Raw genomic sequence first — 24,198 nt, 5'->3', positions numbered from 1 at the left:
TCACGCCATGACCGGCTCGGCGAGATGCCGCATTGCGGTCTCGCGGATGACGGCTTCGAACGGCGTCGACTTGCGCGCCGCTCGGTCCATGTGCACCGCGGTGATCTCGCAAGTTGCGGCGATCTCGCCGGTCTCGGCGTTGCTCATCTCGTGGCGGAAGCGGATCGATTTCTCGCGGAGCTCGAGCACAATGCTGCGAATCGCGATGATGTCGCCGGCGAGCAGCTCGCGCTTGTAGGTGATGTTCTGCTGCACCGCGGCCATACCGCGGCCTGAGCTGCGCAGATAGCTCGGCGTCAGCCCGAGGCGCGCGAACAGATTCCAGTTGGCCTCGTCGAACTTGCCGACATACCACATGATGTTCATGTGGCCGACATGGTCGCATTGCCACGGATAGACCGTGCCGCGATAGGTCGCCTCCTGCATCGCCGTTTCCCGCCTTTTGATTTTGATACGGTAGCGTATCAGGCCCATGGCGGGTTAGCAATACGGCACCGTATCAAACCTCGGTGAGAGGCGAATTCATGAGTGATGCCAAAGGCGATGTCTGGGTCGAGGCGGCCTTCGCGGAGCTTGCCCGCACCGGGGTCGAGGGCGTGCGGGTCGAGGTGCTCGCGAAAAATCTCGGCGTCACCAAGGGCGGCTTCTACCGCCGCTTCGCCGACCGCGCCGCGCTGCTGGGCGCGATGCTGGAACGCTGGCGCGAGGGACGCACGGAAGCGATCGCGCAGCAGACGAGCCTCGACGGACAAAGCCCGCGCGAGCGGCTGAAGGCGGTGATCCAGCTTTATTCCGAACGCATGAACCCGGCCGCCATGGCTATCGAGCTCGCGATCCGGCAGTGGGCGAGAGCCGACGAGACTGCGGCGTCAGCGGTGGCAAGCGTCGACGCGGCGCGTCTCAAACATGTCGCGGAGCTCTATCGAGCGACGGGCCTCGGCACCGATGAGGCCGATGCGCAGGCCTTCCTGTTCTACTGCTTCGTGTTCGGCCAAAGCCTGCTCTTCGTCGAGCGCGGCCCGCGCAAGCGAGCGCAGATGATTGCAAGGTCGGCAGAGAAGCTGCTCGCGAACGACTGAGCGGCCGGAGCGTTGCCCCGGCCGCCGATACGTTTCAAGCCTTACGCGGCGCCCTTCAGCCGCTTGTTGCATTCGCTGTAGTAGCCGCCGCCCTTCTCGATCCACTTCATGCCGCCATTGGCGTTGGTCGTCTTGTTGGAATTGTACTGGTCGACGCAGGTGTGCAGGCGGGCCTTGCCCGCGGTCTCCTTGGCATATTTCGGATCAACCGCGTTCGGGAAGATCGCGTTGCCGACCGGCATCGTCGGTGCGGGGGCCGCAGCGGGCGCGGCTTCCTTCTTCGCCTGTTTCGGCTCGGCCGGAGCAGCCGGCGCCGGTGCGGCGGCCGCGGGAGCCGCGGCGGGAGTTGCGTCCGCACCGCACTGCGCTTTGCGGAAATCATTCCACTTCATGCTGCCAAGCGTGCCCTCCTTCTTGGCCGCTTGATACTTGGCGCTGCATTCCTGCGTGGTCAGCGCCTTCGCCGGAGCCGTCGCGAGCAACGCCGCGACGCTCGATGCTGCAATTGCGCAGAACAATTTTGTCTGAATGGTCATCCTTCGTCTCCTCCTTTGACCTGCCCCGGGGAAGCAAATTGGGATCACTATCCTAGCGTGTCGGCGGCGTCCGACAAGGAAGCGATGCTTTTCGCGGCCAAAATTTAGTGATCGCGGCGCGCAGTCCATTCATGTGGCGTTCAGCAATGCGGGCCGACGTTCTCCGCCCTTCTCAATTTACAACCAAGAGTGCAACACATGACCCTCGCCTCGCGCCTCGCCGTCGTCGCCCTCGCCTCCCTGTTCGCCACCGGTACCGCCTTCGCGCAGACCGCCGCGCCGGCAGCCAAGAGCGATGCCGCGACCACCACGACCGACAAGAAGGCCCCGAAGGAGCGCTCGGCCGAATCGCAGGAATGCTCCAAGCAGGCCGATGCCAAGGGCCTGCACGGCAAGGAGCGCAAGAAATTCCGCTCCGACTGCATCAAGACCGCGAAGGCCGGCACCGCCGCCCCCGCCGCGAAGTAATTCCGTCACATTCGCTCTGAGAGGCGCGCGCATTGCGGCATGACATGGCTGCAATTGTGCGCGTCTTTCCGATTTGCCATAAGGCGGTGTGAAGCAAATCACCGCCTCCCTGCCCTTTCAGCTGCCGTCCCGCGCCAAGGTTTTGAGCGCCGTCGAGGCGCTGGTCATCGGCACAGTCGGCGGACTGGTCTTCCTGTTCGCTAACCTGCCGGGCGGACTGATCTCGGGCGCCATGATCGCGGTCGGGATCGCCGCAATCGCCGGCCGCCCGCTCGCGGTGCCGCCGATCCTGACGCAGACCGTGCTGGTGCTGCTCGGCATCTCCCTGGGGTCCGTCGTTTCGCGTCATCTGATCCAGCAGGTCAGCGCCTATCCGCTGACGATCGGACTGCTCGCGCTTGCGACCTTCTGCTCGACCTTCGGCTCGAGCTATTACCTGCAACGCATCCATGGCTGGGACCGCACCTCGGCCTTTCTCGCCGGAAGCCCCGGCGCGCTGTCGCAGATCACGATTCTGGCGGTCGAGCGCGGCGCCGATCTGCCGGGGATCGCAGTGGTGCAGACCATGCGCGTGATCATCCTCACCGCGGCGCTGCCGCTGGTGCTGGCGATCGCGGGCGTCGCGCCCTCGGCGGCGCCGTCGCTGACGACCACGATCGCCTCGCCGTTCGAGCTCCTGATTCTCGTCGTCGCCTCGCTCGCGCTATCGCTGCTGTTGCGGCTCGCCAAATTCCCCGCGAGCTGGATGTTCGGCGCGATGATCGCCTCAAGCGTGCTGCACGGGGCGGGATGGGTCGAAGGCGGCCTGCCGAACTGGGTGCGCGGCGTGGCGCTGGTCGGCATCGGCGCGCTGATCGGCAGCCGCTTTGCGCGGATGAAGATCAAGACCCTCGCCGGCCACATCAACGCGGCGCTCGGCTCGTTTGCGATCGCGATCGCGATCTCCGGCATCTTCGTCGCGATCGTCGTGCTGACGACCCATGTGAAGTTTTCCGACGTCATCGTCGCCTTCGCGCCGGGCGCGATGGACGCCATGCTGGCGCTGGCGCTGACCCTGCACATCGACCCGATCTTCGTCGGCGCGCATCATCTGTCACGCTTCGTGTTCGTGACCATCGCAACCCCCGGCATCGTGCACCTGTTCGGGCGCACGCAGGACGATGTGGATGATTGACAGCTTCGTAGGGCGGGCAAAGCGACTTGTCCGCCGTAGCTCGAAGAGCGAAGGCGGAAGCGTGCCCGCCACGTCTGCCATGCTCGGGGAAAGATGGTGGGCACGGCGCTGACGCGCCTTTGCCCCCTTACGGCAGCTACGCCCGCTTTGCCGTCGCCACAAATCCCCATGCCGCGATCGCCGCCATCGCGAGCGAGATCAGCACGTTGTAGCCGGCGAGGGAGAGGCCGAGAAAGCGCCATTGCACCTCGTCGCAGCGGATCACCTTCACCGTGTCGAGCCGCGACAACAGATCCTTGGCGCTGCCGAGATTGACGACGGGACCGGAGCAATCGGTCGGGCCCTTCCAAAAGCCCCATTCGACCCCGGCGTGGTAGGTGCCGAGGCCGACATTGGCCAGTGTCGCCAGCGCGAGCACGGCAAGCCCGACAAGCAGCAGCGGCCGCGACGCGCCACCTCTCGCGGCAAGCGCCGTGAGCGCACCGAGCGGGATCGCCAGATAGTAGGCGTAGCGCTGCTCCAGGCACAGCGGACAGGGCAGGATCTCAAGCACGAGCTGGAAGAACCAGGCGCCCGCAATCGTCGCGGCCGCGATCAGGGTGACGGCCGCCGAGGCCGTGAGCGCCGGATTGGCGGCGGCCGGGCGGGAGGCTGGTATTGCAGCACTATTCGTCGTCACGACGGCCTCAGAGGTGAAGGATTGGGTCTAGCCTCTAGCCTCCGCCGACGGCCCTGTCGAGAACGCCCGACATCACTTTGGCGCGGGTTGACCCCGTCTTTTCCATGGCTATAGTCCGCCGGCTTCGCGACGCCCAGCCACGGGCCGACCGAGGGCCCCTGTGGCGGAACTGGTAGACGCGCTCGACTCAAAATCGAGTTCCGCAAGGAGTGCTGGTTCGATTCCGGCCAGGGGCACCAGCCTTCGCTCGCTGCGCGAGCTACGGCTTGGCGAGCCGATGCCGCCTCTCGTAGCGAAGCGACGAAGCTTGCCCGGCGAAGCCTCTTGGCAAGACGGGCCATGGCCCCTCCCCTAGCAATCATCTCGCCCGCCTATATTCTCCCGCGATTGGTCTCCACCCAGCGAGCAGCTTGATGGCCAGACGACGCGCGACCGAAGGAGAAGCCGGCGACCTTCCCCGCTATTTCGTCTGGGTGCGCGGGCTCGAAGGCCCCGAGCCGCAGAAATGGATGACGATGGATTTTGGCGTCGACGGCTGGAAGCGGGCGCAGGTGCTGGCCTATCTCGAGCTGCCGCAGGAAGAGCGGCATCTGTCGCTGTCGATGCTGGCAAGGCGCTATCCGCCGCCGCGGGTGGAGGCGTCGTAGGGTGGGTTAACTTTGCTGTCTCAGGAGGTTGTCCATCTGGTCTGAACCGAGGAAGCTGAGGTTACGAAGCTTCAGTGTTCCAAGGAAAGACCAGATGAACGTCCACAAGAATGCGCCTTTGACGCCCAAAGGTCGAGAGGCGATGGTGCGAAGCGTGGTCGATGGCGGGCTGAGTAAGGCGGACGCGGCCGACCAGTTCAACACGACACCGAAGACCGTTGCCAAATGGGTCAAGCGGTTCCGCGCGGAAGGTGTCGAAGGGTTGCGTGATCGCTCCTCGAGCTGAGTTGCGCCTACGCCAACCCACGCGACGAAGCTCCCCGCTCACCTCCCCCTTGCCGCCGTCGGCGTCAGGCCAAAGCGGCGGCGGAAGCTGCGGTTGAAATAGGACAGATCATTGAAGCCACAGGCGAACACAATGTCGCTGATGCGCCCCTCGCTCCGGGCCAGCAGATCGGCGGCCTTGCGCAGGCGCAGCTCGTTCAAGCGCGTGGTGAAGCTGGCGCCGGCCTCAAAGAGCAGCTCGTTGACGTAGCGCTCGGAAAGACCGGCGGCCGCGGCGAGCTTGTGCGCGGAAAAATCCGGCTCATGGAAACGCGCTTGCAGGATCGCTAATACGGCCTGGAGCCGCACGGCGCGCAGGCCGCGCCGCCTTGCGGCGGACGCGACATCGGCACGTGCGCCGAGCCCGAGCGCCGCGAGATCGAGCAGATGAGCCGCAATCGCCATGCCGGCCTCGTCGACGGCGGCGGGATGGCGCAGGAGAAGATCGCTGTAGTCCATCGCCAGCGACAGCGCGCCGCCGGGCGCCAGCTCCTGTCCGACCAGCTCATCGACGTCGGCGACCATCGCGCGCAGCGTCGCGACCGGCAGATGCACGTTGGTGAAGCGCTTGTGGTTCGTGCCGTCAGCGGCGAAGAACGGCTCGTCGAGCTTGAGCAGCACCATCGACCCCGGCCGCAAGCTGATCTCGCGGCCGCGGTGGCCCACATAGGAGGCGCGATCGCCGGTGTTGCGCACGAGGCAGAAGCGGTCGTCGCCGGTCTCGATCACCTGCCGCTTCTCGCGCCGCACGGTGACGAAGCTGCCGTCGCAGCGGCCGAGCATGGTAGTGCCGATGTGGATCGAGTTCATCGCGGCGCGAAACGGCACGTCGGACGCGGGATCGAGCTCACCGGTGTTGGAGAAATGCTCGAACAATTCCGCAAAGCGGATGAAGCGCTGCCGCTCGGACAGGCCCTGCGGCAGCATATCGGTCGATAACGCTTTCCGGACGACGGGCATCGGGGAAGGAATTTTGGGGAAAGGACTTTGAAGAGATACTTGGCAAGAAACGAAGCAAGAAAGGGCACGAATTTGCCGGGCGCGGACTGAATGCCCGGTGAACAGCCCCGTCAGGCTATCAGCACGATGACGTGATTTAAACAGCGCCGGTCAGTCCAAACCCGGAATCGTTCGACGCCGGACAGTCCAAGACGGCGCGCTGGCTAGCGCCTTATTCAGGCCGCGGATGCGCCGGCGCATCCCGGCATCCGGGCGGCCGCCGCCTGACGCCCGCTGGAGGAGACAACGACATGCGAACTTCTCTACCCCGCAGCCTCACGCTCGGCGCGGCGATCGCCGCAAGCCTCGGCATCGGCTACGCAATCGGCGCCCAGCCGCATATGGACGAGAGCGTCACGATCCTGCAACAGGCCCGCGTCGAGCTAGCCAAGGCTCAACCGAACAAGGGCGGCCACCGCGAGAAGGCGCTCGGCCTGATCGACCAGGCGATCGCCGAAGTGCGCGCCGGCATCGCCTTTGCCGCCACGCATTGAGGCGCCGGACGGAGAACAGCACATGATGCGACACATCCTTGCCGCCGCCTTCGCGCTCGCCGCGATCACCGGCTCCGCCGAGGCCGTGCCCCTTGCGCCGGTCAGGGCCCTCGCGACGAGCGACATCGTCGCGGTCGCCGGCGGCTGCGGCGCGGGCTGGCATCGCGGCCCCTATGGTGGCTGCCTGAAGAACTACGCCAACCCCGCCGCCCACGCCTGCCCGCGCGGCTACCACGTCGGCCCCAATGGCGGCTGCCGCGGGAACGGAAGGTAAGTTGTCTGACGGACGCCCGGAGCATCTCGCCCGGGCGTCTGCCGGCCTGCCGCCGAAAGACGTCGCCTATGACGTCAGCGCCTGCGCGCCGGTCAGCGGCGCGATGTTGCGGGTCGGGATCAACGTGCGGTCGATCGCGCCTTTTAGCGTGGTCGCGAGATCACGGTGAAAGGTGGAGTCGGAGAAGTACCACGAATGCGAGGTCACTGCGTCGAGAGTGACGTTGCCGGTCGGGGGGTAGGTCGCGTGAAAGTGGTCCGAGCAATTGACGTTGACCGCCTTCGTCGGCGCATCGGCCGGCAATCCGACGCGACCGACGCGCGGCGACAGGCCGACGCGCTTCACGTTGGATATTTGCAGTATCTGATCATAGCCATTGAAGAAGTTGGTCAGACGGTAGCAGTGCCGGTAAGTGCTCTCGGTTTCCGGATTTCCTGCGGAGAACGACGACGCCGACACGTCGCCGGCGATCAGCACGAGCTGGCCGGCCGTCCACGCCGTCGCGGTGGCCTGTCCATCGTCGGCATGATCAAACGCCTCGCGAATGAGATAGGCCCCCGTTGAATGACCGAGAACGTGGACATTGATGTCGCACTTCTCCTTCTGGGTCCGTACGAACAGCTTAATCCCGGCGCTGACCAGCCGCACGGCGGTGATACGTGCGTGGTCGCGGTCCCTGAGATAGGCGAGCGCCAGATCACCTGAAGGCCAGTCGAAGCTGATCACCTGGCAGGCGAACTGGTTCGCCGTCAGCCCGGCCTGGATCTGCTTGTGACGCTGGTCGACAGTGGCAACGGTGTTGTTGTAGCCGTGCACGAAGAAGAGAACATCGCCGCTCGGCCCATCGTCGGGATAGTTCGGATCGGGTGGAAAGAGCGCCATGATCTGGCGAATCCACTGCGTCTGCGTGATCTGATGCTGGGGCCCGGGCGTTTCGTTGTCGGGCACTGCGAGATAGCGAGCCGGGCCGAGCTCGATCTCATCGGTGAATACGCCGCCGGACACCTTTCGCAAACTGATCCAGTACTTCATTGGACCCGTCTCACATGGTTGACGCTTTCCGGGAGAGCATCGATCAGGACGCAACGTCGAAGCAAAAAGCCCGAACGCCCGACGCGGCCCCGCGGTCGGTCTCGATCAAAGAGCTGACGGCCTTGCCGCCACAGAAACTTATCGCGCGCCGATCCGCGCCGTCAATTAAAACGTGTATCTTTCGTCTCGCACGCCCTGCGCGGCCCGCGCCGGTTTGCCTCCGCCCCATGATTATGGGTGTCGCAACTGGCACGGCGCGGCTAAGCTCGGTTTTGCGCCGCGGGGGACACGCGGTCGGGGTTTTTGCCATGACGGAACAGGACGAGGCTCCTGCAGGGATCACCATCCTCCTCGTCGAGGATGATGCACCGACCTGTTGGCGCTTGCAGGATGCGCTGATCAAGGCGGAGTACGAGGTGCGCACGGCCGGCACGCTCGGTGAAGCGCGCCAGGCCCTGAACTCACGCGCGCCGCGGGTGCTCCTGACCGACCTCCGCCTGCCGGACGGCCACGGCATCGAGCTGATCCGCGAGACGCGGCAGCGCTTTCCCGACACCGAGATCATGGTGATCTCCGCGCTCGGCGACGAGGAAAGCGTGATCTCCGCGATCACGGTCGGCGCCACCGGCTATCTGCTGAAGGACGCCTTCCCGACCGATATCGCCACCACCGTGCGCGAGCTCGTCGCCGGGCATTCGCCGATCTCGGCCTCGATCGCACGCTTCATCGTGCGCAGAACGCAAGGTACTGCGCAAACCACCGCCGAGCCGCCACCGGGGCCGGTGCTCAACACCGCAAGGCTCACCCCGCGCGAGATCGACATCCTCTGGGGCATTGCCAAGGGATTCAGCTACGCCGAGATCGCGAGCCATCTGGGCCTGTCGCGCCAGACCGTGCCCGGCCACATCAAGAACATCTATCGCAAGCTCGAGGTGCATACGCGCAGCGAGGCGGTGTTCGAGGCGGTGCAGCAGGGCCTGATCAAACTGTGAGCGAGGTCGCCGTAAAGCCGCTCGTGACGCCAAAAGCGCGCCGGCGGCTACAACTGGCGCGGCTCGTGCCCTATCTCCTGCTTCAGGCGCTGATCGTCATTGCCTGCATCCTGGTGCTGCGGCTATTGCAGCCCAGCGATCCCGACGATTTCGCGTTGAGCGAGTTCAGCTTGCAGGAAGACGGCGTGACGAGGGCGGTGACGTTGCCGCATTTCACCGCGTCGCGCTACTCGCTCGCGGATCCGCCGCTCTACAGCGGCAGCTTCACCTTCAGGACCGTCGACGCGTCGGCGGCGTGGTCGGTGTTCCTGCCACGCTTCAGCAACGCCGTGGAGGTCGCGGTCAACGGCGTGGTGATCCTCGATTCCCGGCGCGACCCTACCGCCAACCGGCCCGACCGCAATACGCCGGAGATCGCGCCGATCCCGTCATCGCTGCTCCGCGACGGCACCAACACCATCACGGTGCGGCTGTTCGTGTGGGGGCCGTTGAAGGGCTTTCTGGACACCGTCTATGTCGGGCCGGATGAGAACCTGCGAGGCGCCTACGAGACGCGCACGTTGCTGTTCGTCACGTTGCCCGTGGTGTTCTCCGCCTGGCAATCCATCCTGGCGGTCATCCTCGCGATCATGTGGCTGATGCGGCGCCACGAACCGGTCTATGGCGTGCTGGCGATCGCGATGGTCCTCGGCGTCATCCAGGCGTTCCTGCCGCCGCCGGTGCCACCCGCCCACTCGTCGCGACTCGCCGCCGTGCTGCTGGCCTCCGCCCCGATCGAGAGCGCGCTCATCGTGGTGTTCGCCGTGCTGTTCTTCGGCTGGCGCTGGCCGCGCTACGGCACGCTGCTGTTCGCGCCGGGCCTTGCCGTGTTCGTGGTCGGGCTGGTCGCAGGCCAGCCGCTGCCGCGCATCCTTTTCCTGTTCCTCGGCATCCCGACGGTCGGCATCTGCCTGCTGCTGATGGCCGGCGTCACGGCAGCGGCGGTGGTGCGGCGCCAGGATGCGGCGAGCTTCACGCTCGGCTGCGCGGTCACCATCGTGCTGACCTGCTGGGGCCACGACATGCTGTCGGTGTTCGAGATCCTGCCCAACGAACGCACCTTCATCTCGCGGCTGTCCTATTCGGCGATGCTGGTGGCGATCGGCGCGGGCCTGACCTGGCGCTTTGCCCGCGCGCTGAACCAGGTCGACAGTTTCGCAGGCCAGCTGATCGCCCGCGTGCGCGAGGCCGAGGAGCGATTGAAGGCAAGCTTTGCCCGCGAGGAAGAGCGCGCGCGGGCCGCAGCCCTCGCCAACGAGCGCACCCGGCTGATGCGCGACCTGCATGACGGCCTCGGCGGCCAGCTCGTCAGCATCGTCGCGCTCTCCGAACGCGGCAGCAACGGCGCGCCCATTGCGGACGCCGCGCGCGCCGCGCTGAAGGATCTGCGGCTCGTGATCGATTCGATGGACGACATCGGCGGCGATCTGATGCTGGCGCTCGGCTCATGGCGCGAGCGCGCCGCGGCACAGTTGCGCCCACACGACATCGCGCTCGACTGGCACGTGACGACGCCGCAGGGCCTGCCGCTGCACCCGGAGCTCAGGCCATGGCACGTCATCCAGATCGTGCGCATCCTGGACGAAGCCGTGACCAACGCTGTCAAGCACGCGAAGGCACGCAAGATCGCGGTAAGGATCGAGACGCTCGGCGGAGCGCCGCAAGATCGGCGCGGCGTGATCAGTATCGCGGACGATGGCCAGGGCTTTGCACTGGCCGGCAATGGCGAGGCGACGGGGGCGAGCCAGACCGCGCGAGGCCTGCGCAACATGAAGAGCCGCGCCTGCCGTTGTGGTGCCGAGCTCGAACTCGGCTCCTCCCCCTCGGGCACATCCGTGCGGCTGCAACTCCCGCGGCGCTTTCCCGACAGCGACGCGGCCTCAGGCTGAAAAAAGCCCCCTCCCCGAATGTGTGGGCGACGCGCGGAGAGAGGGGCGGGCGGGATTTATCCTGCGGAGGACGGGGGGTGCGCTCGCAAGCATACCTGCGCCCGAAATCTTCTTCCTTCCCCGCGTCCGCCTTCGCTAAAGCTTCGGCGCAAGAGCGGGGCGAGGTGAAGGAGCGCGCTCAGCGCACGCCGACGCGATTGACCGGGCCGCCGCGGGTCATCGGCGTGCCGGCACGGACACCGACCCCGGGTGCGCCGACGCCGGGGGCCGCCAGCGCGGCAGCCGCGACCGGCTCGGCCGGTACAACCACCACCGCCGCGGCCGGCCGCACCACGCAGCCCTTGGGCACGCCGACCGTCTTGCAATAGACCACCGCCTGCGCCGGACTCGTGCCCAGCGACACCATTGCTGCGCCCGCCAGCGCCGCAATTGCCAAGCCGATGCTCAGCGTTCCTGCTTTCCTTGCCATCTCAGCTCTCCTGCTTCCCGTTCGGCCTGTCGATGCAACCAGCGATTCTCGCAGCCGACGTGCAGGCTAGATGGCAAAGGATGGCGGGCCGATACATGCCATGAAGATGGGGGGCGCATCGGTGCCGCAGGCACTGAGGCATTCCGGCTGCCATGAACATGGCATGGACCCGCAGGCCGGCTGCACAGATGGTCGCGCCGCCTGGTTTCAAGCCGGACAACGAAACCCGAAGAGGTGAATGATGAAGACTTCAGCTATTGCCGCGCTCGTGCTCGCATCGATCGTCGTGCTCGCATCGACCGTTCTGCCCGTATCGGCGCAATCCGGCCCGACGCCGCAGGAGCAGATGGCCTGCCGCGGCGACGCCAGCAAGTTCTGCGCCGAACACATCGGCAAGCCGCCGCAGATGAACGCATGCCTGCGCGACAACAAGGCCAAGCTGTCGGACGCCTGCCGCAAGGTCATCGAGTCGCACGGAGGTTGATGCGGCGCGCGCTAATCGTCGTCGTCAGATCCGAACAGTCTGATCTGAGGGAAGCCGCGATTCTGCGGATAGCCACGGCGCGGGCCTGAGCCAAATTCGCGGGCATCGGCATCTTCGCGAACGTTGCGCCCGACGTCGTCCCAGTCGGGGCGATCGCGCATATCGTAGCGACGGCGCTCGGCCCAGCGCTGCCGCCGGTCGGCGCGATGCCGTTCCGACGCCGCGCGTTTCACATCGGTGTCCTTCGCTTTCGCATAGGCGTTCTCCGGTGAGACCGCCTGTTCGGTCGAGGCCTGCTGCTCCGCAGGCTTGGCCGGCGGCGCGGATGGCTCGGCATTGGCCGTGGCGGCCATCGCCGCGGCCTGGACTGGCAGCGCGACCACGGCGCCGAAGGCCTGCGATCCCATGAGATATTGCACGCGCTCGGATGGCGCATTGGTCGTCGCCGTCGACTCTGCACGCCGCTCCAGCCTGGCCGTATCGGGGCCGTGCTTGGGCGCGACGGGATTCATGATGTTGCCGGCGACGATGCCGCCGCCAAGACCGACGGCGACGGCTGCGACGATGGTTCCGCCGCCGACGAAATAGGCTGTCAAAACGCGCATCGGTCCACTCCCTCTTTCGAGCGAGCAACGCATCGCGCAATTTGATGTTCCGGGAACGAGGCGACGTTCGGGAAAATGCCGTAGTTCCGCCGCCAGGCGCGCGGAACTGCTACGCGTCAGATCTGCTGAGCGACCTTCTCGAGCCCGATGATGCGGGCGAGCTTGCGCACTTCCTCTTTCTGGTCGTCGCGCAGCTGGAACAGCAGCGGCATCGCGGCCGACTTCAGCTGCTGGACCTCATCGCAGTTCGGATCGATCGGCACGCCCTGCACCTGCGGATTGGAGAGCTTGTTCGCCTGAATCTTGCGCGCGACGTTGCGCAGCGCTGTCTCGACCGAGGGCCAGTAATATTCCTGCGACGACGACAGCTTCAGCCGGTCCTTGATGCCCGCGATCTGCACGTCGGACAGCAGCGAGTAGGATTTCTGCGGTTGCGGCTTGGCGACCGCCTTTGGCTTCGCGTCGGTTGCTGCGGCCGGTGCCTCGGATGCGCTCGCCTTGGGCGCCGGGGGGAAATCGGATGGCGTGGCGGCGGCGAAAGCCTGGCGCAGCTGCTCGGTGAGAACAGGCCTGTCGACCGGCTCGACGGCAGCGGAGGCCAGAGCGAGCGTAGGAACGTTCAGACGGTCGGCCTTGCTGGCGCGGTTGGCGGCGACCGGCTTTGGGGCGACCTGCGAGACCATGTCGCTGCCCGCGGCCGGCACGCTGTCACGGCCGAAAATGGCAGCTGCGGCGGCGCCGAGAACCAGGAAGCAAGTCAGCACGACGATGGTGATGGCTTTCGACAAACGTCTCTCCGCGTCCGGCTCTCGACCGCTCAATGCCCTGAAACTGAGCAGGAATTAAGGCCTAACCGTGCCACCGTAGCGGAAAACGCTGGGAAAACGTTGGGACGACGGCGACATCGACTGGAAAATTCAACGAAATCAGGCGGCTAGCGCCAGGTCGTAGGCGTCCTGGATGTCGGCGACGATCTCGGAGGCCTCCCACACCGCGCGCGGCTCGATCGCCTGGAGCGTCACGGTCCAGTTGCCGCCACGTCGCGTGCGGGGCACGCTGACGATGTCGAAGCGCACGTTGCGGCAGAGCGGGTGACGGGCGAGCGCATGCGCCACGCGGACGCGGATTTCATCCAGCGACGCCGACGTCTTGGCATTGAGAAATTCGTAGTCCATCGCCTGTCCCCTCTTCGTGCCCCATTGGCGGCTTTCGAAGGGGATTCTGGGAGCGCGATGGTTAATGCCGCGTTAAATGGCGGGTTGTTTCGGGGTTGCGCACGCGGCATGCGGCACCCGCCGATTTGCCGAGACCTTCAGCGCTTCTCGATCACGAGGCTTTGCACCGCGCGGCCGAAATAACCTTGCCGGTCGGCGAGTCGCGACATCGCGAGGCCGGTGCCATCTGCACCGATCCAGGATTCGCCGTCGAGCAGGATCCAGTCGCCGACCGGCTGCCGTGCAAAGCTCACGGTGAGGTCGGCGTTGATGTAGGTCCAGGCGCGAAAATCGAGCGTCGAGGCGGTGCCGTTGGAGAAGTCGGCGGCGACGACCGCGCGCGTGGCCTGCGAGACGGCCTGTCCCTCGATCAGCGGCTTGTCGACGCGAAACCAGATCGCGCCGGCGCCGGCCTGGCCGAAGCGGCCGCGCGCCGCGCGCATCGAGACCGAGCGCACGAACGGACTCGTGGCAGCGTGCCCGTCCTCGAGCAGCGACTGCTCCGGCGCCGGCAGGTCGACCTGAAGCTCCTTGACGTCGCCAGGCAGCGTCAGCGCCTGCCGCCTGATCTTCAGCACGGTCGCGCCGACCACGACCACGCCGTCTGCCAGCAGCTTGATGCCGCAGAGCTGGATCTTGCGACCTTCGCGCAAGACCTCGGTCGCGATCGTGAGGGACGCCACCGGAACCGGACGCATCAAATCAATCGTGACGCGCGCGATGTCCATCGGCACGGACGTCGCCATCCGCTCGGCCGCCCATACCACGAGCGAAGCCGGCGCCGAGCCGTGCTGCATGCGCGGGTCCCATGGTCCCGCGGCATCAGGGCTGGTGACGACGCTGTTGCCGTCGACGCGGTAGATGGCGGTCATGCTTACCCGATCTCCGTTGGAGTCCCCCGGACGCAGCGCAGCGCGCAAGCGGTGCGCTGCCGATCCGGGGTCCAGTTGCTGCAGCAATGGGTCCCGGCTCTGCGGAGCGGCACCATAGCGCGTCGAAGACGCGCGTAAGTGCGCTGGTGGCGCCGCACCGCGTCCGGGACACGAGAGCGATCACAACGGCGGATCTACCGCTTCGTCGTATTCCTTCTTGAAGCGCGCGATCAGCTCGGCGGCGGGCAGGATTCCCTCGACGCTGCCGATGCCCTGGCCCGAGCCCCAGATCTCCTTCCACGCCTTCGGCTTGGCGCGCTCGCCGGAAGCATCGGTGCCGAAATTCATCTTGGAGGGATCGGACGTCGGCAGGTTCTCCGGATCCATGCCGGCGGCGAGGATCGACGGCTTCAGATAGTTGCCATGCACGCCGGTGAAGAGATTCGAATAGACGATGTCGTCGGCGGTCGAAGACGCGATCATCTCCTTGTACTTCTCGACGGCGTTGGCTTCCTTGGTCGCGATGAAGGCCGAGCCGACATAGGCGAAGTCGGCGCCGAGGATGCGCGCGGCGCGGATCGCCTTGCCGTTGCCGATCGCACCCGACAGCGCGATCGGGCCGTCGAACCATTTGCGCGTCTCCGCGACGAAGGCCAGCGGCGAGATCGTGCCGGCGTGACCGCCGGCGCCGGCCGCGACCAGGATCAGGCCGTCGGCGCCCTTCTCGATCGCCTTGTGCGCGAACTTCTGGTTGATCACATCGTGGAAGACGATACCGCCCCAGCCGTGCACGGCCTGATTGAGCTCCTCGCGCGCACCGAGCGAGGAGATGATCATCGGCACCTTGTACTTGGCGCAGAGCTGCATGTCGTGATCGAGCCGGTTGTTCGACTTGTGCACGATCTGGTTGACCGCAAACGGCGCGGAAGGCCGCTCGGGATGGGCGCGGTCATAGGCCGCGAGCTCCTCGGTGATCCGTGCCAGCCACTCGTCGAGCAGCTCCGGCGGCCGCGCGTTCAGCGCCGGGAACGAGCCGACCACACCCGCCTTGCACTGCGCGATCACGAGATCTGGCACCGAGATGATGAAGAGCGGCGAGCCGATCACGGGGATCGACAGGCGCCCTTTGAACAAGGCAGGCATGGACATTGCGAAACGATCCTCTATTGGCGGACAAGTTGAAGGCTTGACGCCATACCAACAAGGCAATCTTTCCACTGTCAAGTATTGCGTTTTCACGCCGCCCGGCGGACGCCATACCGCAATTCCAACCCGCGGAATTCCTTCTCCCATCATTCCGGGCGACACGCAGCGTCGAGCCCCGAATCCATCGCGCCTCAGCGCGAATGGTGGAATGGATTCCGGGTTCGCGCTTTCGCGCGCCCCGGAATGACGAGGGGAGAGACCAGTGCCTACTCGCTCAAATCAGGGTTGATCAGCCGCTCGAAGGAGAACATCTCGTCCCACTTCTCCTGCGTCAGCAGCTTGCGCTCGACCACCACGATCTGGTGCAGCGACTTGCCGCTCTTGTAGCCCTCGCGCGCGATCTCGGCGCATTGCTTGTAGCCGAGCAGCGGCTTCAGCACGGTGACGATGCCGAGCGAGTTGAGCACCATATTGCGGGTGTGCTCCTCGTTGGCGGTGATGCCGACGATGCAGTTCTCGCGCAGGCTGTTGACGGCGCGCTCCATGGTGCGGATCGAGAAGAACAGCGCGAACGAGATCACCGGCTCCATGACGTTGAGCTGGAGCTGGCCGGCGGAGGCCGCGAGCGTCACCGTGGTGTCGAGGCCGATGACGAGGAAGCTGGTCTGGTTGACGACCTCGGGGATCACCGGATTGACCTTGCCGGGCATGATGGACGAGCCCGGCTGAAGCTGCGGCAGATTGATCTCGTTGAAGCCGGCACGCGGGCCGGAGGCCAGCAGGCGAATGTCGTTGCAGATCTTGGTGAGCTTGCTCGCGGTACGCTTGAGCACGCCGGACAGCTGCACATAGGCGCCGGTGTCCGACGTCGCCTCGACGAGATCGCCGGCGAGCACGAAGTCGACGCCGGTCAGAGCGCTCAGATGCCGGACTGCAAGTTTTGGATAGCCGACGGCCGCGGTGACGGAGGTGCCGATCGCGGTGGCGCCGAGATTGATCTCGCGTAGCAGCGCGCGAGCTTCCGAGATGCGATCGACCTCCTCGCCGATCGTGGTGCCCCAGCCGCGGAATTCGGCCCCTAACGACATCGGCACGGCGTCCTGCAGATGGGTGCGGCCCATCTTCAGCACGCGATCGAACTCGCGCCCCTTGGCGAAGAATGCCTCCTGCAACTGCCGCAGCGCCGTCATGTAGCTTTCGAGCCGCAGGATCAGCGCCAGGCGGAAGGCGGTCGGATAGGTGTCGTTGGTCGACTGGCCGTAATTGACGTGGTCGTTCGGGCTGACGTGCTGGTAGTCGCCCTTGCCGAAGCCGAGCGATTCCAGCGCGAGGTTGGCGATCACCTCGTTGGCGTTCATGTTGGTCGAGGTGCCGGCGCCGCCCTGGATGAAGTCGGTGACGAACTGATCCATCATGTCGCCGGCGATGACGCGGTCGCAGCCGAGGATGATCGCGTCCGCGACCTTGGCGTCGATCGCGCCGAGGTCGCGATTGGCCATCGCGGCGGCCTTCTTCACGTAGCCAAGCGCCTTCACGAAGTAAGGCTCCTGGTTCATCGGAATGCCGGTGATGTGGAAGTTCTCCTTCCCGCGGATGGTCTGGACGCCGTAGTAGATGTCGTCGGCGATCTCACGCTGTCCGAGGAAGTCCTGCTCCGTGCGGCTCATGGGCGCTCCTTTGGTTTGCTCGCGCGCGGTGTCATCGCCTCAGTTCTGGCACAGCGCGCTGGTGACGAACGTATCGGTGCGGCAGTCATCCGGCTTGCGGGGCCGACCGGGAATCAGGACCTTTGCCGAGCAGCTTTGCGCGGAGTCCGCGTTCAGGCTTTTGCCTTCCTTGTAGCCTTGGCCCTGGCAGAGCCTGTCGGCAGCCTGCTTGCAATCGGGCGCGCCGTTTGACGAGGCCGGACAGGCTACGCGCCCGGACACCATGGTCGATGGCTTTGCCATGCGCGACAGATCGTCGATGGTTTCGCTCGGACTTTTGATCGGCGGCAGGATCGAGGGCAGCTTGTCGAACAGCTTGCCCATTTCGTTGATCAGCCCGGGATTCTCCTCGCGTGCCGGTGGCGCGGACGATGGAGGCGTCGATTGTGGCGGCGGCGCCTGCGGTCCCGGCTCCTGAAGGCCGAGCGACGGCGCCGTTGATTGCGCCCGTCCCGGCCCCGCGGTGCCAGGCAGGACGAGAAGCACCGCTGACACAAGCATCCGGATGAGTATGACCGGGTTTCCGGATCGAACCATCATGTCGGAACCGTAGCCGAAGCTGGCGCGGCGGCAAAGCGCCTCGCGCGACGCTAGCTAAGCTTGATCAGATCAGCTTGATCGCGACCACGAAGCCGAGCACCAGCAGCGCGGCGCCGATCGCCACCCACAATCCGAGACGCTCCTCGAGCCTGTCCCGGATCCAGTCGCCGTAACGGTTGAGCAGCACCGCGGCGACGAAGAAGCGCCCGCCGCGCGCGACGATGGAGCAGAGGATGAACAGGCCGATATTGTAACCGGCGAAGCCCGACGTGATGGTGACCAGCTTGTAGGGGATCGGTGTGAGGCCCTTGAGCAGGATGATCACCGCGCCCCATTCCGCGTAGGAGGAACGGAACGCGTCGACCTTGTCACCGAGACCGTAGACCTGGATCAGCCAGTGGCCGACCGAGTCGTAGAGCAGCGCGCCGATGGCATAGCCCAAAATGCCACCCAGCACCGAGGTCGCAGTGCAGACGGCGGCGTAGACCCAGGCGCGCTGCGGGCGCGCCAACGACATCGGGATCAGCATCACGTCCGGAGGGATGGGAAAGAACGAGCTTTCTGCGAAAGCCACGGCGCCCATGATCCAGAGCGCATAAGGCTTGTGGGCGGCGTCGATGCACCAGTCGTAGATACGTTTCAGCATGGCGCCGCGATGAAGCACCATGGGAGGGATTTGTCCATGCCGAGATTGGATATGGCGAGATGGGGCCGATTTGTAGCGCTTCTAGTGGCGCTTGCGCGCCGTGCGGCCCTCGAGCGCGACAATTGGCCGCCGGGCTGCGACACGGGGCGAGGTGACTTTGGGCAACTTCATCGGCGATTTCGGCAGCTTCTCGGCGATGCCGAGCATGTCTTCCCGCCGCGCCATCTCGCGCCACACGTCCTCAGGCCGCACACCCGCCGAGGCCCAGAGCACGGTGAGATTGTAGAGCAGGTCGGCGCTTTCCCGGATCACGGCTTCGCTGTCGCCATGAACGGCGTCGATGACCACCTCGATGGCTTCCTCAGCCAGTTTTTTCGCCATTTTGGCCGGGCCGCGCTGAAACAGCCGGGCGGTACGCGATGTTGCCGGATCAAGATCCCTGGCCGCGAGCACAGCCAGATATAGCCGCTCAAGCGAATCACTCATGGTACTCAAAGTTACTCTAAACCAATGGCAGACGCGTTAACGTCCGACAATAAAAGCAAAAAACAGACCGGCGCGGCAAGCGCGACGGCCTGTTTTGGTCAACGTTTGGTGGCCGAAGGCTAGTAGGCTGGCGGCGGATTGGTGTAGCCGCCGTAGCGCGGCTCCTCGTAGCCGTAATAGCCCCTGCCGTAGTAGGCCGGGCCTCCGTAATAGACCGGGCCCCTGTAGTAGGCCGGCCCACCGTAGTAGGCGGGTCCACCGTAGTCATAGGCGTACGAATCGCGGGCGGCGGCAATCGCCAGGCCCGTGCCAACGATGCCGGCGAAGGCAGCGGCCGCAGCCGCCCCGCCGCCGCCATGCCAATGGCGGCCGCCCGCGAACGATGCCGAGGGTGCGGCAGTCGTCAGCGCCAGCACGGCGGCGGTGGCAAGGATGGCCTTGCGGCCAACAAATTTCGAAGCTCGGTCGAACATGACAAAAGGGCCTCCAACGGGTGCCTGCGGGCAGGCTTATTCCTAAAACCCCGGCATCCCATGTTGGGTTCCCCAACCCCAACACAAGCTGAACGGCGACAAATTCGCGCGGAGATTGCGAAATCGTGACGCATTCCGCTCATCAACCGTTCAGGTTTGATCGGCCAGGATGACCGCTGCCGGCGCTTTGCAGGCGTCACCAAAAAGAAACAACGCAGTCCGGCGTGAATTCATGCGCGCATGCCCGACATTCCTCTCCCGCGGCCTGTTGGCTCTCTGGATCGGGCTCACGGTACTGGCGTGTTCGCACCCGGGCGCGGCGAGCGCCGCGGATGACGCCGCGCGGCATGTCGCGATCCAGTTCAGTTTCGACCGCCCGATTGAAGCGAGCATGGCGCCGTTCTTCATGGCGGCCAAGGACGGGCTGTTCGGCGCCGAGCATCTTGTCGTGTCGTTCAATAGCGCCGCAGGCTCGCCGGACGCGCTTGCGCGCATCGCTAGGGGCGACATCGATCTCGCCCTCGTCGACATCAACGAATTGATCCGCTTTCGTGACAGAACGGACGCCGCGCCGATCAAGGCGGTGTTCGTTCTGTTCAACCGCGCGCCCTACGCGATCGTCGCGCGCAGGAGCCGCGGCATCCATACGCTGTCCGATCTCGAGGGCAAGACGGTCGGCGTTGCCGACAGCGATCTCTCGATCCGGCTGTGGCCGGCGCTCGCACATCAGAACGGGGTCAACGCGGCGCATGTGAGATTCTACAAGATGAGTGCCGCCGTGCGCGAGCCGATCCTGTCCGCCGGACAGGTCGATGCCGTCGCCGGCTTCAGCTATCTGTCGGCGGTGAATTTGCGCGACCGCGGCGTGCCGGCCGACGATCTCGCGGTGCTGCGCTATGCCGATTATGGCTGCGAGGCCTATGGCTTTGCCGTGGTCGTGAACCCGTCCTTTGCCGCGTCGAAGCCGGACGCCGTGAAAGGATTCGTGCGCGCGCTGATCGGCGGGCTCAATGCAACGGTCAAAGAGCCGGAGCGCGCAGTCGACGAGGTCGTCAGCCGGATGGAAGACGGCGTGCGCGATCTCGAACTCGCGCGGCTGTCCACCGTGCTGGCCGACAACATCCTGACCGACGAGGTCCGGCGCAACGGCCTCGGCGGCGTCGATCCCGTCCGCTTCGATCGTGCGATCGCCCAGATCGCGCAGGATTTCAAGTTCCGCAGGCGCCCCGCCACGAGCGATATTTTCGACGAACAGTTCCTGCCGCCGATGGCTGGCCGGTTGATCAATTGAATAAAACTGACGGCTTCGACTGTATCTTGCGGCCCATCCCAGATTAGAATGCCGCCTCGTTCGATCCCGCCTGTCCGAGTGCCGTGCGTTCATGTCGATCCTTCGTCTCTATACCCGCGTTCTCGAGCTGCTCGGCAAGGAGGCGCGGCTGGGCTGGCTGCTGGCGGTCGCCAATCTGCTGCTCGCGGCGGCGCAGTTCGCCGAGCCCGTGCTGTTCGGCAGGATCGTCGACGTGCTCTCCGGCAAGACCGTCGCCGGCTCGAACTCGGCATGGCCGTTCCTGCTCGCCTGGGTCGCGTTCGGGCTGTTCACGATCGGCTGTAGCGCGCTGGTGGCGCTGCATGCCGACCGGCTCGCCCATCGCCAGCGCCAGGCGGTGCTGACGAGCTATTTCGAGCACATTCTGCAATTGCCGCTGACCTTCCATTCCGGCACCCATTCCGGGCGGCTGATGAAGGTGATGCTCAACGGCACCGACGCGCTGTGGCGGCTGTGGCTCGGCTTCTTCCGCGAGCATTTTGCCGCGATCCTGTCGGTGATCGTGCTGCTGCCGCTGTCGCTCTATCTGAACTGGCGTCTCGCGATCCTGCTGTTCGCGCTCTGCGTCGTGTTCACGGCGCTGACGACCTTCGTCGTGCGCAGGACCTACGGCATGCAGATGACGGTCGAGGAGCACTATAGCGACCTTTCCGCGCGCGCCTCCGACGCGCTCGGCAACGTCGCGCTGGTACAGAGTTTCGTGCGCGTCGAAGCCGAGGTGCAGGGACTGCGCTTCGTTGCCGATCAGTTGCTCGCCGCGCAAATGCCGGTGCTGTCCTGGTGGGCACTCGTCACCGTGATCACGCGCGCCTCCACCACCATCACGGTGCTCGCGATCTTCACGCTTGGCATCGCGCTGCACGACCAGGGGCTGACGACGGTCGGCGAGATCGTGATGTTCGTGAGCTTTGCAACGCTGCTGATCCAGAAGCTCGAGCAGGTCGTGAGCTTCGTCAACAACGTCTTCATGGAAGCGCCGCGCCTGCGCGAATTCTTCAACGTGCTCGACGCCGTGCCTGCCGTACACGACGGGCCCAATGCGATCGACACCGGTCGCCTCTCGGGCCTCGTCGAATTCCACGACGTCACCTTCTCCTATGACGGCAAGCGGCCGGCGGTCGAGGACCTCTCCTTCACCGCACTGCCCGGACAGACCATCGCGCTGGTCGGCGCGACCGGCGCCGGCAAGTCGACCGCGATCGCGCTTCTGCACCGCGCGTTCGATCCGCAGTCCGGCTTCATCAAGATCGACGGCATGGACGTGCGCGGGCTGAAGCTCACGGCGCTGCGGCGGAACATCGGCGTGGTGTTCCAGGAGGCGCTGCTGTTCAACCGCTCGATCGCGGAAAACTTGCGCGTCGGCAAGCCGGACGCAACCGACGCGGACATGCGCCTCGCGGCCGAACGCGCGCAGGCGCTCGACTTCATCGAGCGCAGCGGCGGGTTCGAGACCAATGCCGGCGAGCGCGGGCGCATGCTGTCCGGCGGCGAGCGGCAGCGGCTGTCGATCGCACGTGCGCTGCTGAAGGACCCGCCGATCCTGATCCTAGACGAGGCCACCAGCGCGCTCGATGCCGTCACCGAAACCAAGGTGAATGCAGCTCTCGATGAAGTGATGCGAGGTCGCACCACGTTCGTGATCGCGCATCGCCTGTCGACCATCCGCCATGCCACCAAAATCCTGGTGTTCGACAGCGGCCGCGTGATCGAAAGCGGAACTTTCGATGAACTCGTGGCCAAAGGCGGCCATTTCGCCGCGCTCGCCAAGGCCCAGTTCATGGTGCAGGAAAATGCACGGGCGAGCGTCAGTGCCGCCGAGGCCGCTCCAACGGCCGTGAAGTCCCAGTAAGGACTGCCGAAATTCGGCCTATTTCATCGCTGAATACACGGCTTGGCCCCTGTTCTCGGTGAACGAGCCGGTATAGGTTTGCATCCGCCGCAAGCGGCGGCGCTGACATACGCTTCAAACCCGAACCTCAGATCATGAGAATCGCATTTTCGAGCGGCTCTCCAAGGACCGGAATCGGATAGTGCACTTCTTTCGCCCGCTGCTTCGCCTTGCCCCGTTGAACCTGGCCGTCGTAGCCGCCGCGCTGGTGTTGCTTGCGCCGCGTGATGCGCGCGCCGAGGCGCTGCTGCTGATCGAGGCCGAGAGCGGCAAGGTCCTGCAGGCCGACAATGCAACCATCCCCTGGTATCCGGCGTCCGTCACCAAGATCATGACCGCCTATGTCACGCTGAAGGCGGTGAAGGACGGCAAGCTCACGCTCGACTCGCTGCTGACGGTCTCACCGACAGCCGCTTCGCAATCGCCCTCGAAGATGGGCTTTCGTCCCGGCACGCAGGTCACCGTCGACAACGCGCTGAAGATGATGATGGTCAAGTCGGCGAACGACATGGCCGTGGTGCTCGCCGAAGGCGTCGGCGGTTCGATCGACGGCTTCTCCGCGATGATGAACCAGACCGCGCAGAAGCTCGGCATGACGCAGACGAGCTACGTCAATCCGAACGGCCTGCCCGCCGACGGCCAGATCACCTCGGCGCGCGATCTCGGAATCCTGGCGCGCTCGTTCCTGCGCGACCTGCCGGAATACGAATATTTCGTGCACATTCCGGCGATCCGCTTCGGCAAGCGCATCACGCCGAACTTCAACAAGCTGATCGGCCGCTATCCCGGCGCCGACGGTTTCAAGACCGGCTTCATCTGCGCCTCCGGCTACAACCTCGTGGCCTCGGCGTCCCGCAACGGACGGCGGCTGATCGCGGTGGTGCTCGGCGCCAATTCGGGCACCGCGCGTGCGATCAAGGCGGCGCAGCTTCTCGAGCGCGGCTTCTCGCAGGACAATCTGTCGTGGCTGCGTCCCTCGCTCGGCACGGTCGACAGCCTCGCGCCGGTCGACGCCTCGCCGCCGAACCTGCGCGACGAGATGTGCGGCGGCCACCGCAAGCGCCCGGCGAGCGACGACGACGATGCGCTGATCGCAACCAACGGCGGCAATGCCGACTCGGCATCCCCGACCGCCGGTGCAGCGCAGGTCACGTTCTTCACGGCAGGCCTCCAGCCGCCCCTCATGAAGGCCTCCGACCTGCTTGCCTCGGCGGCGACGCCGGCCGAGCCCGTCCCCGTCTATACCGGCCCGACCCGAAGCGGCGCCGCCCTGATTGCGGCGGTCGCGGCCGATGCCGACCAGCAGGTAACGCCGCGGGCGCGTGGCAAGAAGTCGCGCGTTGCGGCGAAGAAGCCTGAGGCGACCGACAAGCCGAAAGATGCGGGCAAGGACGCCAAGTCGAGCGCCAAGCTCAATGCCAAGCCGGATGCCAAGCCCGATGCGAAGGGCGAAGCCAAACCCGCAGCCAAGCCGGTCAAGCACGCCAATGCCAAGCCCGACACGGCTGCGAAGCCCGCGGAAAAGCCGGCGGCGAACAGCGATTCCGCTGCCAAACCGACCAAGCCGAAGGCGACCACCAAGCCCGCGGCCAAGCCTGCGCCCAATAACAGTTAACGGCGCGCCGGCCGACGGCCTCACCCGCACTTCGCAACTGCGGCAGCGCCGTTTGCGAGGATTCCAGTAGCCACTTCCGGACCTTTGTCCTAAGCCTC

The 24,198-nt window shown here is 65.6% G+C and carries 29 protein-coding genes and 1 tRNA gene; 14 read left to right on the top strand and 16 right to left on the bottom strand.

Annotated elements, in window-relative coordinates; genetic code table 11:
* On the bottom strand, positions 1-426 hold the full coding sequence (locus QQL28_RS30110; RefSeq protein WP_284271338.1) for an acyl-CoA thioesterase: 426 nt from the start codon (positions 424-426) through the stop codon (positions 1-3).
* A 98-nt stretch (positions 427-524) separates the two neighbouring features.
* Between QQL28_RS30110 and QQL28_RS30105 the strand changes: the two genes are divergently transcribed.
* Positions 525-1,079 (top strand): TetR/AcrR family transcriptional regulator, encoded by a 555-nt coding sequence (locus QQL28_RS30105; protein WP_284271337.1) that lies wholly within the window; start codon positions 525-527, stop codon positions 1,077-1,079.
* A 41-nt stretch (positions 1,080-1,120) separates the two neighbouring features.
* On the opposite strand, the gene QQL28_RS30100 is transcribed toward QQL28_RS30105, so the two are convergent.
* Positions 1,121-1,615 (bottom strand): hypothetical protein, encoded by a 495-nt coding sequence (locus tag QQL28_RS30100; RefSeq protein WP_284271335.1) that lies wholly within the window; start codon positions 1,613-1,615, stop codon positions 1,121-1,123.
* Between the two features lie 198 nt (positions 1,616-1,813).
* Between QQL28_RS30100 and QQL28_RS30095 the strand changes: the two genes are divergently transcribed.
* Both QQL28_RS30095 and QQL28_RS30090 read left to right on the top strand, forming a co-directional pair.
* Positions 1,814-2,083 (top strand): PsiF family protein, encoded by a 270-nt coding sequence (locus tag QQL28_RS30095; RefSeq protein WP_284271333.1) that lies wholly within the window; start codon positions 1,814-1,816, stop codon positions 2,081-2,083.
* A gap of 88 nt (positions 2,084-2,171) precedes the next feature.
* Positions 2,172-3,257 (top strand): AbrB family transcriptional regulator, encoded by a 1,086-nt coding sequence (locus QQL28_RS30090; protein ID WP_284271331.1) that lies wholly within the window; start codon positions 2,172-2,174, stop codon positions 3,255-3,257.
* A 136-nt stretch (positions 3,258-3,393) separates the two neighbouring features.
* Here the strand turns inward: QQL28_RS30090 and QQL28_RS30085 are convergent, their stop codons facing one another.
* The gene (locus QQL28_RS30085; protein ID WP_284271329.1) at positions 3,394-3,936 is read right to left on the bottom strand and encodes a disulfide bond formation protein B; all 543 of its coding nucleotides are present in this window, start codon (positions 3,934-3,936) and stop codon (positions 3,394-3,396) included.
* 154 nt (positions 3,937-4,090) lie between these two features.
* Between QQL28_RS30085 and QQL28_RS30080 the strand changes: the two genes are divergently transcribed.
* The 3 genes from QQL28_RS30080 (at position 4,091) to QQL28_RS30070 (ending at position 4,869) form a co-directional block, all read left to right on the top strand.
* Positions 4,091-4,175, top strand: a tRNA-Leu gene (locus QQL28_RS30080).
* Positions 4,176-4,349: 174 nt separating this feature from the next.
* Positions 4,350-4,583 (top strand): hypothetical protein, encoded by a 234-nt coding sequence (locus QQL28_RS30075; RefSeq protein WP_284271327.1) that lies wholly within the window; start codon positions 4,350-4,352, stop codon positions 4,581-4,583.
* Between the two features lie 94 nt (positions 4,584-4,677).
* Positions 4,678-4,869, top strand: coding sequence for a helix-turn-helix domain-containing protein (locus tag QQL28_RS30070; RefSeq protein ID WP_284271325.1), 192 nt, complete (start codon positions 4,678-4,680; stop codon positions 4,867-4,869).
* A 38-nt stretch (positions 4,870-4,907) separates the two neighbouring features.
* Here the strand turns inward: QQL28_RS30070 and QQL28_RS30065 are convergent, their stop codons facing one another.
* On the bottom strand, positions 4,908-5,867 hold the full coding sequence (locus QQL28_RS30065; RefSeq protein ID WP_284271323.1) for an AraC family transcriptional regulator: 960 nt from the start codon (positions 5,865-5,867) through the stop codon (positions 4,908-4,910).
* Positions 5,868-6,157: 290 nt separating this feature from the next.
* Here QQL28_RS30065 and QQL28_RS30060 point away from each other — a divergent pair, with 290 nt between their 5' ends.
* Together QQL28_RS30060 and QQL28_RS30055 are read left to right on the top strand one after the other, a co-directional pair.
* The gene (locus QQL28_RS30060; RefSeq protein ID WP_284271321.1) at positions 6,158-6,400 is read left to right on the top strand and encodes a hypothetical protein; all 243 of its coding nucleotides are present in this window, start codon (positions 6,158-6,160) and stop codon (positions 6,398-6,400) included.
* Between the two features lie 22 nt (positions 6,401-6,422).
* Positions 6,423-6,674, top strand: coding sequence for a GCG_CRPN prefix-to-repeats domain-containing protein (locus tag QQL28_RS30055; RefSeq protein WP_284271320.1), 252 nt, complete (start codon positions 6,423-6,425; stop codon positions 6,672-6,674).
* Positions 6,675-6,740: 66 nt separating this feature from the next.
* Here the strand turns inward: QQL28_RS30055 and QQL28_RS30050 are convergent, their stop codons facing one another.
* The gene (locus QQL28_RS30050; RefSeq protein WP_284271317.1) at positions 6,741-7,706 is read right to left on the bottom strand and encodes an alpha/beta hydrolase; all 966 of its coding nucleotides are present in this window, start codon (positions 7,704-7,706) and stop codon (positions 6,741-6,743) included.
* A 308-nt stretch (positions 7,707-8,014) separates the two neighbouring features.
* On the opposite strand from QQL28_RS30050, the gene QQL28_RS30045 reads away from it, so the two are divergent.
* Together QQL28_RS30045 and QQL28_RS30040 are read left to right on the top strand one after the other, a co-directional pair.
* On the top strand, positions 8,015-8,698 hold the full coding sequence (locus tag QQL28_RS30045; protein WP_284271315.1) for a response regulator: 684 nt from the start codon (positions 8,015-8,017) through the stop codon (positions 8,696-8,698).
* On the top strand, positions 8,695-10,626 hold the full coding sequence (locus QQL28_RS30040; protein WP_284271313.1) for a sensor histidine kinase: 1,932 nt from the start codon (positions 8,695-8,697) through the stop codon (positions 10,624-10,626). The genes QQL28_RS30045 and QQL28_RS30040 overlap by 4 nt, the downstream gene beginning before the upstream one ends.
* Before the next feature lie 178 nt (positions 10,627-10,804).
* On the opposite strand, the gene QQL28_RS30035 is transcribed toward QQL28_RS30040, so the two are convergent.
* Positions 10,805-11,095 (bottom strand): hypothetical protein, encoded by a 291-nt coding sequence (locus QQL28_RS30035; protein WP_284271312.1) that lies wholly within the window; start codon positions 11,093-11,095, stop codon positions 10,805-10,807.
* Between the two features lie 238 nt (positions 11,096-11,333).
* On the opposite strand from QQL28_RS30035, the gene QQL28_RS30030 reads away from it, so the two are divergent.
* Positions 11,334-11,579, top strand: coding sequence for a cysteine rich repeat-containing protein (locus tag QQL28_RS30030; protein ID WP_284271310.1), 246 nt, complete (start codon positions 11,334-11,336; stop codon positions 11,577-11,579).
* An 11-nt stretch (positions 11,580-11,590) separates the two neighbouring features.
* On the opposite strand, the gene QQL28_RS30025 is transcribed toward QQL28_RS30030, so the two are convergent.
* The 10 genes from QQL28_RS30025 to QQL28_RS29980 form a co-directional block, all read right to left on the bottom strand.
* The gene (locus tag QQL28_RS30025; protein WP_284271308.1) at positions 11,591-12,184 is read right to left on the bottom strand and encodes a hypothetical protein; all 594 of its coding nucleotides are present in this window, start codon (positions 12,182-12,184) and stop codon (positions 11,591-11,593) included.
* Positions 12,185-12,300: 116 nt separating this feature from the next.
* Entirely contained in the window at positions 12,301-12,972 is a 672-nt protein-coding gene (locus QQL28_RS30020) for a hypothetical protein (protein WP_284271306.1), read from the bottom strand.
* Between the two features lie 138 nt (positions 12,973-13,110).
* Complete coding sequence (locus QQL28_RS30015; protein WP_284271304.1) at positions 13,111-13,359, bottom strand: hypothetical protein; 249 nt, start codon at positions 13,357-13,359, stop codon at positions 13,111-13,113.
* Between the two features lie 137 nt (positions 13,360-13,496).
* Positions 13,497-14,270 (bottom strand): thioesterase family protein, encoded by a 774-nt coding sequence (locus QQL28_RS30010; protein WP_284271302.1) that lies wholly within the window; start codon positions 14,268-14,270, stop codon positions 13,497-13,499.
* Positions 14,271-14,450: 180 nt separating this feature from the next.
* The gene (locus QQL28_RS30005; RefSeq protein ID WP_284271300.1) at positions 14,451-15,419 is read right to left on the bottom strand and encodes an NAD(P)H-dependent flavin oxidoreductase; all 969 of its coding nucleotides are present in this window, start codon (positions 15,417-15,419) and stop codon (positions 14,451-14,453) included.
* 263 nt (positions 15,420-15,682) lie between these two features.
* Positions 15,683-17,083, bottom strand: a complete 1,401-nt coding sequence (locus QQL28_RS30000; RefSeq protein ID WP_284271298.1) for an aspartate ammonia-lyase — start codon at positions 17,081-17,083, stop codon at positions 15,683-15,685.
* A gap of 39 nt (positions 17,084-17,122) precedes the next feature.
* Complete coding sequence (locus tag QQL28_RS29995) at positions 17,123-17,662, bottom strand: hypothetical protein (protein ID WP_284271295.1); 540 nt, start codon at positions 17,660-17,662, stop codon at positions 17,123-17,125.
* A 64-nt stretch (positions 17,663-17,726) separates the two neighbouring features.
* On the bottom strand, positions 17,727-18,329 hold the full coding sequence (locus QQL28_RS29990) for a YqaA family protein (RefSeq protein ID WP_284271293.1): 603 nt from the start codon (positions 18,327-18,329) through the stop codon (positions 17,727-17,729).
* 60 nt (positions 18,330-18,389) lie between these two features.
* Positions 18,390-18,794, bottom strand: coding sequence for a phosphoribosyl-ATP diphosphatase (gene hisE, locus QQL28_RS29985; RefSeq protein WP_284271290.1), 405 nt, complete (start codon positions 18,792-18,794; stop codon positions 18,390-18,392).
* Between the two features lie 119 nt (positions 18,795-18,913).
* Positions 18,914-19,267 (bottom strand): hypothetical protein, encoded by a 354-nt coding sequence (locus tag QQL28_RS29980; protein WP_284271288.1) that lies wholly within the window; start codon positions 19,265-19,267, stop codon positions 18,914-18,916.
* A 232-nt stretch (positions 19,268-19,499) separates the two neighbouring features.
* Here QQL28_RS29980 and QQL28_RS29975 point away from each other — a divergent pair, with 232 nt between their 5' ends.
* From QQL28_RS29975 to QQL28_RS29965, 3 genes are all read left to right on the top strand, one after another.
* A complete protein-coding gene (locus QQL28_RS29975; RefSeq protein WP_284271287.1) occupies positions 19,500-20,558 on the top strand; it encodes an ABC transporter substrate-binding protein in 1,059 nt (352 codons plus the stop codon).
* A 91-nt stretch (positions 20,559-20,649) separates the two neighbouring features.
* Positions 20,650-22,446 carry a glucan ABC transporter ATP-binding protein/ permease gene (locus QQL28_RS29970; RefSeq protein WP_284271286.1) on the top strand — a complete coding sequence of 599 codons (1,797 nt, stop codon included), beginning with the start codon at positions 20,650-20,652 and terminating at the stop codon, positions 22,444-22,446.
* A gap of 181 nt (positions 22,447-22,627) precedes the next feature.
* On the top strand, positions 22,628-24,100 hold the full coding sequence (locus tag QQL28_RS29965) for a serine hydrolase (RefSeq protein WP_284271285.1): 1,473 nt from the start codon (positions 22,628-22,630) through the stop codon (positions 24,098-24,100).
* Positions 24,101-24,198: the final 98 nt, after the last annotated feature.

The sequence above is a fragment of the Bradyrhizobium iriomotense genome (assembly GCF_030160715.1).
GTDB classification, from domain to species: domain Bacteria; phylum Pseudomonadota; class Alphaproteobacteria; order Rhizobiales; family Xanthobacteraceae; genus Bradyrhizobium; species Bradyrhizobium iriomotense.
This window is presented reverse-complemented; position numbering and strand designations above follow the sequence as displayed.